Genomic DNA, 12798 nt, shown 5'->3' with positions numbered 1-12798 from the left:
CGAGGGCGGCGCGCGTTAGTTCAGGCGCAAGACGATCAGGGCTCAGGGGCTTATCGATGACTCAGTGGGTTTACGGCTTCGGCGGCGGGTCGGCCGATGGCGATGCGTCGATGAAGAACCTGCTGGGCGGCAAGGGCGCCAATCTGGCGGAGATGTCGTCGCTGGGCCTGCCCGTGCCGCCGGGATTCACGATCACCACCGAGGCCTGCAACGACTTCTACCAGAACGGTCAGAGCTACCCGGCCGATCTGAAGGATCAGGTGCGGGCCGGGCTGGCGAAGGTTGAGACGGTCGTGGGCAAGCGGTTCGGCGATCCAGCGAACCCGTTGCTGGTCTCGGTGCGATCGGGCGCGCGCGCGTCGATGCCGGGCATGATGGATACGGTCCTGAATTTGGGGCTCAACGACGAAACGGTCGAGGGGCTGGCGGCCCTGTCGGGTGACCGGCGCTTCGCCTTCGACAGCTACCGCCGCTTCATCACCATGTATTCCAGTGTGGTGCTGGGCCTCGAGCATGATGACTTCGAGGAAGTGCTGGACGACCACAAGGATCGGCTGGGGATCACAGTCGATACCGACATGCAGGCGAAAGACTGGGAAAAGGTCGTCGCGGACTACAAGCGGGTGGTCGAGGACCGGCTGGGTCGGGCGTTTCCGCAGGATCCGACCGATCAGCTGTGGGGCGCGGTCGGCGCGGTGTTCGAAAGCTGGATGAACGACCGGGCGAAATTCTATCGCCGCATGCACGACATCCCCGAGAGCTGGGGCACGGCGGTGAATGTGCAGTCGATGGTGTTCGGAAACATGGGCGACACCTCTGCGACCGGGGTCGCCTTCACCCGCAATCCCTCCACTGGCGACGGCGCGCTGTACGGCGAATTCCTGATCAACGCCCAGGGCGAGGACGTCGTGGCGGGCATTCGCACGCCGCAGTCGCTGACGAAGGCGGGGCGGGAGGAGATGGGCGAGACGGCTCCTTCCATGGAAGAGGCGATGCCCGAGGTGTTCGGCCAGTTCGTCGAGGTCGTCGGGCGGCTGGAGAGCCACTATCGCGACATGCAGGACATCGAGTTCACGGTCGAACAGGGCCGGCTATGGATGCTGCAGACCCGGAATGGCAAGCGCACGGCCAAGTCGGCCTTGAAGATCGCCGTCGATCTGGCGGAAGAGGGCGTGATCTCGAAAGATGAGGCCGTGCTGCGGGTGGAACCCCAAGCGCTGGATCAACTGCTGCACCCGACATTGGACCCCCGCGCCCATCGCACGGTTGTGGCGACGGGCCTGCCGGCGTCGCCGGGCGCGGCCACGGGCAAGATCGTCTTCGACGCCGATGAAGCGGAACGGCTGGCTCAGTTGGGCGACGCCGTCATTCTGGTGCGTGAAGAGACCAGCCCGGAGGATATTCACGGCATGCATGCCGCGCGCGGCATCGTCACGGCCCGGGGCGGCATGACCAGTCACGCCGCCGTCGTCGCCCGCGGCATGGGTCGACCCTGCGTGTCCGGCGCCGGTGAGGTTCATATCGACGAGAAGGCGCGGACCTTCACGGCGCGGGGGCGCACCTACGCCGCCGGTCACATCATCACGATCGACGGGTCCAAGGGCGAGGTTCTGGACGGGGCGGTCAGGATGATCGAGCCGGAGCTGACCGGCGACTTCCAGACCCTGATGGCCTGGGCCGACGGGGTGCGGCGTCTGGGCGTGCGGGCCAATGCAGAGACGCCCCGGGACGCCGAGACGGCGCGCGGATACGGCGCCGAGGGCATCGGCCTGTGCCGGACCGAGCATATGTTCTTCGACGACACCCGGATCGCCGCGGTGCGCGAGATGATCCTTGCGGACGACGAAGCGGGGCGTCGGGCGGCGCTGGGCAAGATCGCGCCGTTCCAGAAGGCGGACTTCGTTGACCTGTTCAACATCATGGCCGGCCTGCCGGTGACGATCCGGTTGCTGGACCCGCCCTTGCACGAGTTCATCCCCCATACCGAGGCCGAGATGGACGCGCTGGCGGCGAGCTCGGGTCTGGACGCCGCCAAGCTGAAGCGGCGGGCGCGGGAGCTGCACGAGACCAACCCGATGCTGGGGCACCGGGGATGCCGGCTGGGCGTGGCCTATCCCGAAATCTACGAGATGCAGGTGCGCGCCATTCTGGAGGCCGCGCTGGAGGTGAAGACGACCTCTGGCGTCGCACCGATCCCCGAGATCATGCACCCGCTCGTCGCCCTCGGGCTGGAGATGAAATACCTGCGCGAACTCACCGACCGCACGGCGGAGGCCGTGTTCTCGGATGCAGGCGACCGGGTCGAGTATCTGGTCGGCACCATGATCGAGCTGCCGCGCGCGGCGCTGCGGGCAGCCGATTTGGCCGAGCATGCGCAATTCTTCAGCTTCGGCACCAACGACCTGACCCAGACCACCTTCGGGATCAGCCGCGATGACTCCGGCCGATTCCTGCAGGCCTATATGGACAAGGGAATCTTCGAGACCGATCCGTTCGTGCGGCTGGATCAGGACGGCGTGGGCGACCTGATCCGCATTGCGGCCGAGCGCGGCAAGTCGGTGCGGCCGGACGTGAAGATGGGCATCTGCGGCGAGCACGGCGGCGATCCGTCGTCGATCGCCTTCTGTGAAGAGGCCGGGCTGGATTACGTGTCCTGCTCGCCTTATCGGGTGCCGATCGCCCGGCTGGCGGCGGCGCAGGCTGCGCTGCATGCGAGGGCCGGGACCGAACGCGAGAAGGATCGCTGAGCATGGGCGTGTCGGTCGCGGTGGTCGGTCCGGGGGCGATCGGCGGGACGGTGGCGGCGTGGATTGCGCACAGTCCGCTGGTCGACAGCCTGACGCTGTGCGCGCGCACGCCGCTGGACCGGCTGGTGGTCGAGACCCCCGACGGCGCGATCGTCGAGGCTCAGCCGCGCGTCGTGACGGATCCGTCGCAGGTGACCGAACCAGTCGACTGGGTGCTGGTCGCGACCAAGGCCTATGATGTCGATGGCGCCGCGCGCTGGCTGAAGCCACTGGTGGGACCGGACACGAGGGTGGCGGTGCTGCAGAACGGCGTCGAACATGTCGAGCGGTTCGCACCCTTCGTCGATCCTGCGCGGATCGTGCCCGCGGTGGTGGATGTGCCGGCCGAGCGGTCGGCGCCCGGCCGGATCGCGCATCGCCGCAACGGGACGATCGTCACGCCCGTCGGGCCGGACGGCGACGCCTTCGCCGTCCTGTTCGCGGATAGCCCGATCGAGGCCTCGACAACCGACGACTTCCTGACGGTCGCCTGGACCAAGTTATCGCTAAACTGCGCCGGCGCGGCGAATGCCCTGACCGGAGAGCCGGGCGGGGTGGTGCGCGCCGACGGCATGTCGGACCTGATGCGCGAGATGGTGCGTGAGTGCGTGGCCGTGGGTCGTGCAGTCGGGGCGAAACTTGGCGACGAAATTCCGGACTGGGTTATCGAGCGCGCCATGACCTCGCCGGCGGACTCGGTCAACTCGCTGCTGGCCGACCGGTTGGCGGGTAGGCCGATGGAATGGGACGCGCGCAACGGGGTAATCGTCCGCCTCGGCCAACGGCATGGCGTGCCTACGCCGGTGAATGCGATGGCGGTGACGCTGCTGTCCGCCGTTGGCTGGAGCGTGCGAAGCTAGAGTGTTCGCGTAACGCTGTATGTGCTTCCGGGCGCACAGTTAAAAGCAAGTAATCAGAATGCCTTGGAACGGCCTTCATGGCTAACCATTTCAGCTCCCCACCAGGTGGGGCTGGTGACCGCAGCAGTTGCTGCATCCAAAGGTTAAAGAAACAATGCGTAACATTCTTCTCTCCGTCGCCGCCTTGACTGTCATTGCTGCTCCCGCAGCGGCTCAAAGCGTTACATCTCCTCAACTGACCGGTTCGGTTGGTTACACTCACTTCGACAGCGATGAGGGTGACCTTGGCGCGATCTCGGGCCGCCTGAACGCCCGCTTCAACCAGTACTTCGGCGTTGAAGGCGAAGCTTCGGTCGGCGTGAAGGACGAGACCCTCGACATCGCCGGCACGGACGTGCGCATCGAGCACAAGTACGACGCCGCCGTGTATGGCGTCGCGACCCTGCCGATCAACCCGAACTTCGAAGTGTTCGGACGCGTCGGCTACGGCACGACCAAGATCGAAGCCTCGGCCGCCGGCATTAGCGAAGACGACAACGCCGAGAGCTGGAACTACGGCGTCGGCGCCAACTACTTCTTCGACGCCCGCAACGGCATCCGCGCCGACTTCACGCGCCGCGATTTCACCGATGACCGTGGCGAAGCCAATACCTACGGCCTCGGCTACGTGCGTCGCTTCTAAACGAAGCCCGCTGAAAACGACGAAGGCCCGCGGCGCAAACCGCGGGCCTTTTTCGTTATCGGGAAGGGATCAGGCGACGCCGGGTTGAAGGGCCCAGCGCATCGAACCTTCGCCGAACGGGCGGAAGAAGAGGTCGCGGTAGCGTTCAAACACCTCGACGATGCGATTGGCCAGATCCTGGGCGACAGTCTCGCCGCGCTGGCGCTTCATGGCGGCCACGCACTGGACGACGTCCTTCTGATGCGCCGAGCCGCCGAAACGCATGAGCACCGCGGCGATGTCTTGCGCCAGCGGATCGAGTTGAACACCCCAAGGGTTGGTCATCTGCGTCATTCGAACGCTCACTAATCTCACGCCCCGCAACAAGTCGTGACAAAGGATCGGCTTTTATGCAAGCGCGGCCGTACGACAGGAGGGCGAATCTTTGTGCACCCGCAACCGTCTTCGGGCGTTCCTTGTGGATGATGCGCCTGTCGATCCTTTCCGTCCTCGCTCTTGGTCTGACCGCTTGCAGTCAGCCTGCGACTAACGACCCGACTGACCCGGCGGCTGCCGTGACGACCTCGGAAGCCGATGCGCCGCCGCCGCCGCCCGCGCCGGGGATCGGGTCGGTCATGCCGGGCACGGGGCCGCAAAGCTTCGTCGGTCGATGGGCGGCCGACGTGTCGTGGTGCGTGAACACCACCGGGCCGGAACAGCCGATCGAGATCACGCCGGTAAGCTTCAAGGGCTACGAGAACAGCTGCACCATCGCCGAGATCGATCAGGCGGCGGACGGCTATGTCGCGACGCTGAGGTGCGAGAGCGAAGGGACGCGGGCCATCGAGCGCCTGAAAATGTCCGCGGCCGGTCAGGCCTTGCGGCTGATCTGGCTGGATCGGGACAACGCTATGGTCAACCTGACCAAATGCACGACCCTGACTGACACGACGCCGACGGGGCCGTCGCTCAAGATCAACTGAACAGGAAGTTCATCACGTCGCCGTCCTTGACGACGTAGCTCTTGCCTTCGGCCCGCAGCTTGCCGGCCTCGCGCGCCTTGGACTCGCCGCGCAGGGCGACATAGTCGTCGTAAGCGATGGTCTCCGCGCGGATGAAGCCCTTCTCGAAATCCGTGTGGATGACGCCTGCGGCCTGGGGCGCGGTGTCGCCCACGTGGATGGTCCAGGCACGCGCTTCCTTGGGGCCGACGGTGAAGTAGGACTGCAGGCCCAGCAGACTGTAGGCCTCGCGGATCAGGCGGTTCAGGCCCGGCTCCGCCAGACCGAGACTTTCGAGAAACTCCATCTGCTCGGCCTCGTCGAGGACGGCGAGCTCGGAGTCGATCTTGGCGGAGATGACGACCGTATTGGCGCCGTCCGCCTTGGCGCGTTCAGCGACCTGATCGGACAGCGCGTTGCCCTTGTCGGCCGAGTTCTCGTCGACGTTGGCGACATACAGCGCCGGCAGCGAGGTCAGCAACTGGAGCATGTGCCAGGCCTTCTCGTCCTCCTTGGACACTTCGGCGACGCGGGCAGGCTTGCCGGCGCGGAGCGGAACGAGTGCGGCGTTGATCAGGCGCAGGGTCTGCTGGGCGTCCTTGTCCCCGCCCTTGGCCTTCTTCTCGACGTTGACCACGCGCTTCTCGAGGCTTTCGAGGTCGGCCAGCATCAGCTCGGTCTCGATGATCTCGAGGTCGGAAATCGGGTCGATGCGGTTCTCGACGTGGGTGATGTCGTCATCAATGAAGCAGCGGGCGACGAAGGCCACGGCATCGCAGTCGCGGATGTTGGCCAGAAACTGGTTGCCCAGACCCTCGCCCTTGGACGCGCCGCGCACGAGGCCTGCCACATCCACGAAGGTGATGCGGGCCGGGATGATCTCTTTGGAACCCGCGATTTCGGCCAGCACATTCAGGCGCGGCTCGGGTACTGCCACGTCGCCGGTGTTCGGCTCGATGGTGCAGAACGGATAGTTGGCCGCCTGGGCCGCCGCCGTCTTGGTGAGGGCGTTGAACAGGGTGGACTTGCCGACGTTGGGCAGGCCGACGATCGCGACTTTCAGGGCCATGGTCTTGGGGAGCTTTCGAGTGAGCGCGAGCCTTTAACCGGTCGCGCGCGATTTGTCAGGCCGCAGGTTCCGCCTCGACGCGCGCGACGGTCTCGACAGCGGGCGCGAGGTTGAAGGTCAGGGTGATCGGCACGGTCTGGCCAGCGGTCATGGGCGTCTGGACCCCCTGCAGGGCCAGCGCCTGACCGCCGGGGGCCAGACGAACGGCCTGACCGGCCGGAAGACCGATCGGGCCGCTGCGAGGGGTCAGAACGACCATCCCGTTCTCGAACGGCACGTCGTGCAGGGCGACCCGACCGGCCCGGGGGCTGGACGCCTCGATCAGGGCGTCGTTCGTGCTGGCCGTCAGGGTCAGATAGCAGAGCGTCATCCGCCGCCCCGGAGGGGTGGGGCGGCAGACGGCGTCAGCGACCTGAACCACGCTGGCCTGGGCCGGCCGGGCGGCAGGATCAGGCGCGGAGCAGCCGGCGACGATCAGGGCGAGGCCGGCAAGGCAAGGGCGAAGGGTCATGCGGCCTTATGGCCGATGCCGACGGCGGATCAATGGCCGCTGTGTTCGGCGGTCGCGGGCTGGGCGATCCGGAAGGTGACCTGCTGCGCGGGCGCATGCTCGAACGTCAAGGTCACCGGGATCGTCCCCCCGGTCGCCAGCGAACCTGTCGCCCCCAGCAGCATGATGTGATTGCCGCCCGGCGCCAGATGCACCGCCTCGCCCGCAGGCAGGGGCAGGCCGTCCGGCAGTTCGGACATCTGCATCATGCCGTCGGCGCTCTTCATCTCGTGGATCTGGAGCGCGCGGGCGGAGGGGGAGGCGGCGGAGACGAGGCGGTCGTTCCGACTGGCCGTGAGGGTGACGTAGCAGCCGGTGACGTCACGACCAGGTGCGGCCGGCCTGCAGATGGCGTCGGCGACGTCGACGCGGGCGGGCGCGGCCGTCCCGCCGGCGGAGCAGGCGGTCACGAGGGCGAAAGCGGCCAATGACAACAGGCGCTTCATGGCGCTGTCCTTTCAGAAATCGCGAACCGGCGCCGGATCGCTGCGGCCGTCCTGTCGATCAGGATGGCGGCGAGCAGGCTCAGGCCCGTCAGAGGATAGATGATGGAAAAGGGAATCACGATGCCGAGAACCGCGGCGCGGACCCGCGGGCCCGGAGGCGCGGCCGGGGCTCCAAGGCCGCCGGATGGCCTGCGTCGCCACCACATCACCAGTCCGCTGATGGCCAGCAGCCAGACGGCCACGCATCCCGACAGCATGACCCAGCGATTGATCGCGCCGTATTGCGTGCCCTGGTGGGTGGCGATGCCCCATTCGAAGGCCTTTGCGCCCCAGCCAAACTGTCGATAGCGGATGTCGGCTCTCACATCGCCGGTGACGCCATCGACATAGAGGGTGCGCGTATCCTCCACGCGCGTCGGCTGACGGGCGACGGCCCATGCGAGATCAGGCGAGGCCGGAACGGAGATCAGCCACGGTCGGGCGAGGGCCGACCGGTTGGCGGTGTCGACAACGCGTTCGAGACTGGGGGCTGCGTGATGGGCGGGGGTGGCCATGGTGGCGCCCTCCATGGTCCAGCCGACGCCTCCCGGCTCATCCGCCTTATGCTGCGCGTGCTCCCAAGGCGACGCGGCCGGCGGAGTGGCCGGTCGTCCGATGCCGCTGGCCCGCATCTGCCCCAGGATCGCGTCGCCCCAGACGCCGGACCACGGCATGCCGGTGAAGGCGAGGAAGAAAATCACCGCCCCGGCGTAGAGGCCGGTCACGGCATGCAGGTCGCGCCAGAACGGGCGGCCGGCCCTTGCCCGGACGGTGACGACCCCGGCGACGCGCCTCCGCGGCCACCAGAGGAAGACGCCGGTCGCGACGAGGATCATCGCCCATCCGGCGACGACCTCGACCAGCAGATTGCCCCAACGGCCGACGATCTCGAGGCTATGGATGCGCTTGACCGTCTCGGTGACGCCACCCGCGGGAGCGACTCCGGTCGTCTGGGCGTCGGACGGATCGACGAAGACGAAGACCTGACTCTCGTCGGGTCTTCGCACCGTGAACCTCACGGCGCGGTCGGGCCGATCGGGCATGAGCACAGACGCCACCTCGCCGCCCCCGGCGACGCGCGCGGCGGCGGCCCAACGGTCGGGAGATGTGGTCGTGGCCGCCGGTCTGACCTCGGCCAGCGGCCGGTAGACCGCGTCCTCGATCTCCGCCCGGAACAGATAGATGGCGCCGGTCAGCGCCATCAGCATGAGAACGGGCATGACCAGAAGGCCCGCATAGAAATGCCAGCGCCAGACGGCGCGATAGGCGCCGGACACGGGACTGGGGATTGGATCGCGCATGGTGATCTCCGGCTGGCGGGGCGACGCTGACGCCGCCCCGCGCGCGGTCAGAAGCTGTAACGAACGCCGACGTAGGCCGAGCGGCCCTCTCCCGGCGTGAAGACTTCCGCGGCCGTGGTGCGAGCGTCCGTGATCGCATTGGCGTTGGAGACGTACTTCTTGTCGGTGAGATTGCGCAGATCCGCGAACAGGGAAACGCCGTTTGGCAGATCGATCCCGGCGTTCAACGAAATGGTCGCATAGCCGGGATACTTCAGCGTGTTGGCGTAGTCGACATAGATGTCCTGCGGCGTCCACTCGACGGACGGAGCGACAAACCAGCCCTGAGGATGTTCGTACTTCAGTTCAGCGCGATAGGCATGCTCGGGGATTATGGGCAGCCGGTTGTCGCCGTAGACGGCGTCGTCCTTGAAGGAGAAGTCGGACCAGGTCCAGGTTTGCCGCAGGGCCAGGCGGCCCGGCTCGCCTTCAACCAGGCGCCAGTCCAGACCCGCCTCGATTCCCTGGTGGATGGTGTCTTCGGCGTTGAAGCTCAGCGCCGGGACGTTGGGGATCACCACATAGTTCAGCAGTTCGCCATCGATTTTCGCACGGTAGGCGGCGATGTCGTAGCGGAAGGGGCCACGTTGACCGCGCGCGCCGATTTCCGCTGTCCATGCCTCCTGCGCATCCAGGTCGACAAACTGTGGAACGGGGCTCTGCACGAGCTCAAGGAACGTCGGAGGCTCCACCGACTGGGTCAGGTTGGCGTAGATCTGTGAACCGTCGGGCTCTTCCCACAGCAGACCCACGCGCGGCGCGAACCAGTCGTAGTTCCGCCGGGCGCTGTTCGCCGGAACGAGACGATTCTCGACGTCACGTTCGGCCCGGCCCCAGGAGCCGCCAGCGATCAGGGCGAGCCGATCTGTCACAAACAGTCGGCCTTCCGCGAAAGCGTCGATGCCTGTGGCGTTCTGGAGGGTGCTTCCGACCTGAAAGCCCGGATTGCCACCGCCTGTGTTCAGGAACACGAGGCTGTCGTTGTCACCGGTCCGGAAATAGGCGCCTGCGAACGCGTCGGCGCGCAGACCGCCGAGCTTGCCTGTCCAGTCCAGTCGTCCAAAGCCGCCCCAGAACCGGTAATCGTTGTCGAGGACCACGGGGACCGGGTGGAACAGTCGCTTGTCCGCGATGTAGGCGCCGCCCTCGAACACCAGTTCGTCACTCAGGCGCCAGCGGGTCTGTGCGGTCACCCGAACCGACTTGATGTCCCGTCCGAAGTCCATGGCCCGGACGTACGGATCAGGGTTGCGCGGGCGGGTCAGCGCCTTGTCGAGGCTTTGCGTTCCCGAGATGTCGAGATCAAGATCGTTGGCCTGAACGATCACGCGGACTTCACGGTCTTCGCCGAGTTGACGGCCGACGTTAAGGGTCAGGCGTTTGCTGTCGCCGTCCTGATGGTCGAGGAAGCCTTCACTGCCGGCCCAGGTCGCGGCCGCGTAGACGTCCCAGTCGCCCTTCTCCCGTGCGATCGCCGCGTGCGCGCGTCGGGTCTGGAACGAGCCCCCCTCCAGACGGAAGAGGTTTTCGTTCTGCGCGTTGCGCCCGGTCGGCGTCAGCACGTTCACCGCCCCGCCGAGGGCCGCGCCGCCGAACCGCAAGGCGTTGCCGCCCTTGTAGACCTCAAGGTAGCGGGTCACGAGCGGGTCCAGTTCCTGGAAGTCTCCGAACCCGTCCGGCGCGCTGAACGGCACGCCGTCCTGCGCCAGCAGAACGCCTCTGAGATGGAGGCTCTGACCGATGCCCGAGCCCCGGATCGACAGGCGGACTTCCTCGCCCCATCGCCGCTGGGCGAAGACGCCGGGGACCGAGCGCAGCGTGTCGGAGAAGGTGAGGGCGTACCGATCCTCATAGCTTTCGGCGGAAACGACGGCGACGGCTCCGGGGGTGCGGGACAGACGTTCACGCGCTTCGGCGACGACGGCCGGGTCGTCGGGATTACGTTTGCCGGTAACGATGACACTATCCAGTTCGGTAGCATCCTGAGCGAAAGCGGGCGCCGCAGACAGGGCGGCGAGCAGCAGCGCGCAGGGCGCTGCGGTGGTCTTGAGAGACATGAAATCAGATCCTGAAACAGAAAAGGACGCGCGGCCGGCGGCCGGGCGAGCGGTCTGGTTCAGGCGAGGGGTGGCGCGGTGGAGGGCGGCCGGGGAGGCGCACGGGCCGGCGGCGGGGGGCTGACGCTGGCGGGGGTCCAGGTGACCGTTTCGGAGACCGCGACCGGCGCCGCAGGTTGAGGCGCGGGCGGGGTCGGCAACGCCGCCAGCAAGGGCATGACGCAGGCGGCGCATTTGGCCGGATGCGCCTTGCGGGCGGGGCCGTCGAGGTCCGCGCCAACCTGAACCACCTGCGGCCCCTCGGCCGAACAGATGACAAGCGGCTGGCCGGGCTGCGCCGCCGCCATGGCCCCGAACGGCAGCAGGGTTCCGAGCATGATGGCGAACGTCGCGGCCAGGAAGGCCAGCGAGTGTGTCAGAGACCAATTGTCGGCCTGGCTGCGGTTCACGGCAGCGCTCTAGCGCGTCCGGTCGTCGGGAGGAAGCGCGGCTATTCGCCCTTCTGCGCCGCCTGTCGCGGGCTGAACTTGGGCGCGGGGGCCAGACGCATGACCTCGGCCTGATAGCGCTCGTCATCTCCGGCCGCCGCGAAGGGCAGGGCGTCAGCGCAGGCGTTGAGCATGGCCTCGAGCCACGCTTGGTCCGCCCTGGAGAAGTCGCCGAGGACGTGCGGCATCACAAGGTGGCTCTCACCGGGATGGCCCACGCCCATGCGGGCCCGGCGGAATTCCGCGCCCAGATGGCTGATCAGGCTACGCACGCCGTTCTGGCCTGCGGCGCCGCCGCCGGTCTTCATGCGGAACCGGCCGGGCGCCAGATCGATCTCGTCGTGGAAGACTATGACTTCGGAGGGCTTGATCTTGTAGAAGCGCGCCGCCTCGCCGACCGCGCGGCCGCTCTCGTTCATATAGGTCTGTGGCTTCATCAGAAGCACCTTCACGGCGCCGCCTGCGGTGGCGACCTCGCCCTCGCGGATCACCGACTGGAACTTGGCCCGCTCCGGACCGAACGACCAGCGACGCGCGATCTCGTCGGCGGCCATGAAGCCGATGTTGTGGCGGTTCTTCTCGTATTTGGCGCCCGGATTGCCGAGGCCGGCGATGATGATCATGGGACCAGCTTCAGATACGGAAACGGCCCACTCCGCAAGGAATGGGCCGCTCCTGAGACAGTCTTTCGAGAGGCGATCTAGCCTTCCGAGGTTTCCTCGCCTTCGACAGCGGCGTCGCCGTCTTCCGATTGCTCGGTGGCGGGAACTTCGTCCGCGGCGGCTTCGGCGGCGGCGGCTTCTTCCTCGGCGATGGCTTCCTCGATCTCGTCAGCAGCCTTGGCGGCCGAAGAGGTCTTGATGGAGGCGATCACGAAGTCGCGGTCGGTGATGGTCGGCTCGACGTCCGAAGGCACCTTCAGGTCGGTCCAGCGGATGGTGTCGCCCAGCTTGTGGCCGGACAGATCGACGATCAGGTCTTCCGGGATGTGATCGGCGCGGACCGAGATCTCGACCGAGTGACGGACGATTTCCAGCGAACCGCCCTGACGGAAGGCTTCGCACTTGTCTTCGTTGATGAAGTGCACCGGCACTTCGATCTTGATGGTCTGCTTGGCTTCGACGCGCATCAGGTCGAAGTGCAGCGGACGGTCCGACACCGGGTCGAACTGCACGTCGCGGGCGATGACCGGCTGGGTCTCGTCGCCGTACTTCAGCGTCACCAGGTGACCCAGCAGCTTGCCGGTGTACAGGTTCTTGCGGAAGTCCTTCTCGTTCACCGAGATGGCGACGGGGGCCTTGTCGCCGCCGTACAGGATGCCGGGCACCATGCCGGCGCGACGGGCGGCGCGGGCGCCGCCGGTGCCGACGCCATCACGGACGTCCACGTTCAGAATGATCTCGGCCATCTGGCTCGCCTCAACAACAGAAACGCCGCGCTGGCACCGGCTCGCGCGGCGGGGTCATGAACCCGGGAATTCAAGAGCGCGGGCTAATACACG

13 protein-coding genes are annotated in these 12798 nt (G+C 66.9%); 4 read left to right on the top strand and 9 right to left on the bottom strand.

Features of this window, described 5'->3' with window-relative positions:
* Positions 1-56: 56 nt before the first annotated feature.
* The 3 genes from ppdK (at position 57) to ACIQC9_RS09420 (ending at position 4328) form a co-directional block, all read left to right on the top strand.
* On the top strand, positions 57-2747 hold the full coding sequence (gene ppdK, locus ACIQC9_RS09430; protein ID WP_400614834.1) for a pyruvate, phosphate dikinase: 2691 nt from the start codon (positions 57-59) through the stop codon (positions 2745-2747).
* 2 nt (positions 2748-2749) lie between these two features.
* Positions 2750-3646, top strand: coding sequence for a 2-dehydropantoate 2-reductase (locus ACIQC9_RS09425; RefSeq protein ID WP_400614831.1), 897 nt, complete (start codon positions 2750-2752; stop codon positions 3644-3646).
* Between the two features lie 154 nt (positions 3647-3800).
* Positions 3801-4328, top strand: a complete 528-nt coding sequence (locus tag ACIQC9_RS09420; RefSeq protein ID WP_400614828.1) for a porin family protein — start codon at positions 3801-3803, stop codon at positions 4326-4328.
* Between the two features lie 69 nt (positions 4329-4397).
* Here the strand turns inward: ACIQC9_RS09420 and ACIQC9_RS09415 are convergent, their stop codons facing one another.
* Complete coding sequence (locus ACIQC9_RS09415; protein ID WP_400614826.1) at positions 4398-4661, bottom strand: hypothetical protein; 264 nt, start codon at positions 4659-4661, stop codon at positions 4398-4400.
* 221 nt (positions 4662-4882) lie between these two features.
* Between ACIQC9_RS09415 and ACIQC9_RS09410 the strand changes: the two genes are divergently transcribed.
* Entirely contained in the window at positions 4883-5290 is a 408-nt protein-coding gene (locus ACIQC9_RS09410) for a hypothetical protein (protein ID WP_400614823.1), read from the top strand.
* Here ACIQC9_RS09410 and ychF read toward each other — a convergent pair.
* The 8 genes from ychF to ACIQC9_RS09370 form a co-directional block, all read right to left on the bottom strand.
* Positions 5283-6377, bottom strand: coding sequence for a redox-regulated ATPase YchF (gene ychF, locus ACIQC9_RS09405; protein ID WP_400614820.1), 1095 nt, complete (start codon positions 6375-6377; stop codon positions 5283-5285). The two genes, ACIQC9_RS09410 and ychF, sit on opposite strands and share 8 nt — an antisense overlap.
* Positions 6378-6432: 55 nt before the next feature.
* On the bottom strand, positions 6433-6888 hold the full coding sequence (locus ACIQC9_RS09400; RefSeq protein WP_400614817.1) for a copper chaperone PCu(A)C: 456 nt from the start codon (positions 6886-6888) through the stop codon (positions 6433-6435).
* Between the two features lie 29 nt (positions 6889-6917).
* The gene (locus ACIQC9_RS09395; RefSeq protein WP_400614815.1) at positions 6918-7373 is read right to left on the bottom strand and encodes a copper chaperone PCu(A)C; all 456 of its coding nucleotides are present in this window, start codon (positions 7371-7373) and stop codon (positions 6918-6920) included.
* Positions 7370-8713 carry a PepSY-associated TM helix domain-containing protein gene (locus ACIQC9_RS09390; protein ID WP_400614812.1) on the bottom strand — a complete coding sequence of 448 codons (1344 nt, stop codon included), beginning with the start codon at positions 8711-8713 and terminating at the stop codon, positions 7370-7372. The genes ACIQC9_RS09395 and ACIQC9_RS09390 overlap by 4 nt, the downstream gene beginning before the upstream one ends.
* Positions 8714-8760: 47 nt before the next feature.
* Positions 8761-10809 carry a TonB-dependent receptor family protein gene (locus ACIQC9_RS09385; RefSeq protein ID WP_400614809.1) on the bottom strand — a complete coding sequence of 683 codons (2049 nt, stop codon included), beginning with the start codon at positions 10807-10809 and terminating at the stop codon, positions 8761-8763.
* A 59-nt stretch (positions 10810-10868) separates the two neighbouring features.
* Complete coding sequence (locus ACIQC9_RS09380) at positions 10869-11258, bottom strand: hypothetical protein (RefSeq protein ID WP_400614807.1); 390 nt, start codon at positions 11256-11258, stop codon at positions 10869-10871.
* A gap of 41 nt (positions 11259-11299) precedes the next feature.
* On the bottom strand, positions 11300-11920 hold the full coding sequence (pth, locus tag ACIQC9_RS09375) for an aminoacyl-tRNA hydrolase (RefSeq protein WP_400614805.1): 621 nt from the start codon (positions 11918-11920) through the stop codon (positions 11300-11302).
* A gap of 77 nt (positions 11921-11997) precedes the next feature.
* The gene (locus ACIQC9_RS09370) at positions 11998-12705 is read right to left on the bottom strand and encodes a 50S ribosomal protein L25/general stress protein Ctc (protein WP_400614803.1); all 708 of its coding nucleotides are present in this window, start codon (positions 12703-12705) and stop codon (positions 11998-12000) included.
* Positions 12706-12798: the final 93 nt, after the last annotated feature.

This window comes from Brevundimonas sp. NPDC092305 (assembly GCF_044755415.1).
Lineage (GTDB): Bacteria > Pseudomonadota > Alphaproteobacteria > Caulobacterales > Caulobacteraceae > Brevundimonas.
Note: the sequence above shows the minus strand (reverse complement) of the source record. Positions and strands in the feature narration are given on the sequence as shown.

Excerpts from the sequence above, each read along its gene's own strand:
- ACIQC9_RS09390 (WP_400614812.1), bottom strand. The coding sequence starts at position 8,713 with ATGCGCGATCCAATCCCCAGTCCCGTGTCCGGCGCCTATCGCGCCGTC.
- ACIQC9_RS09425 (WP_400614831.1), top strand. The coding sequence starts at position 2,750 with ATGGGCGTGTCGGTCGCGGTGGTCGGTCCGGGGGCGATCGGCGGGACG.
- ychF (WP_400614820.1), bottom strand. The coding sequence starts at position 6,377 with ATGGCCCTGAAAGTCGCGATCGTCGGCCTGCCCAACGTCGGCAAGTCC.
- ppdK (WP_400614834.1), top strand. The coding sequence starts at position 57 with ATGACTCAGTGGGTTTACGGCTTCGGCGGCGGGTCGGCCGATGGCGAT.
- ACIQC9_RS09415 (WP_400614826.1), bottom strand. The coding sequence starts at position 4,661 with ATGACGCAGATGACCAACCCTTGGGGTGTTCAACTCGATCCGCTGGCG.
- ACIQC9_RS09400 (WP_400614817.1), bottom strand. The coding sequence starts at position 6,888 with ATGACCCTTCGCCCTTGCCTTGCCGGCCTCGCCCTGATCGTCGCCGGC.
- pth (WP_400614805.1), bottom strand. The coding sequence starts at position 11,920 with ATGATCATCATCGCCGGCCTCGGCAATCCGGGCGCCAAATACGAGAAG.
- ACIQC9_RS09370 (WP_400614803.1), bottom strand. The coding sequence starts at position 12,705 with ATGGCCGAGATCATTCTGAACGTGGACGTCCGTGATGGCGTCGGCACC.
- ACIQC9_RS09395 (WP_400614815.1), bottom strand. The coding sequence starts at position 7,373 with ATGAAGCGCCTGTTGTCATTGGCCGCTTTCGCCCTCGTGACCGCCTGC.
- ACIQC9_RS09420 (WP_400614828.1), top strand. The coding sequence starts at position 3,801 with ATGCGTAACATTCTTCTCTCCGTCGCCGCCTTGACTGTCATTGCTGCT.
- ACIQC9_RS09385 (WP_400614809.1), bottom strand. The coding sequence starts at position 10,809 with ATGTCTCTCAAGACCACCGCAGCGCCCTGCGCGCTGCTGCTCGCCGCC.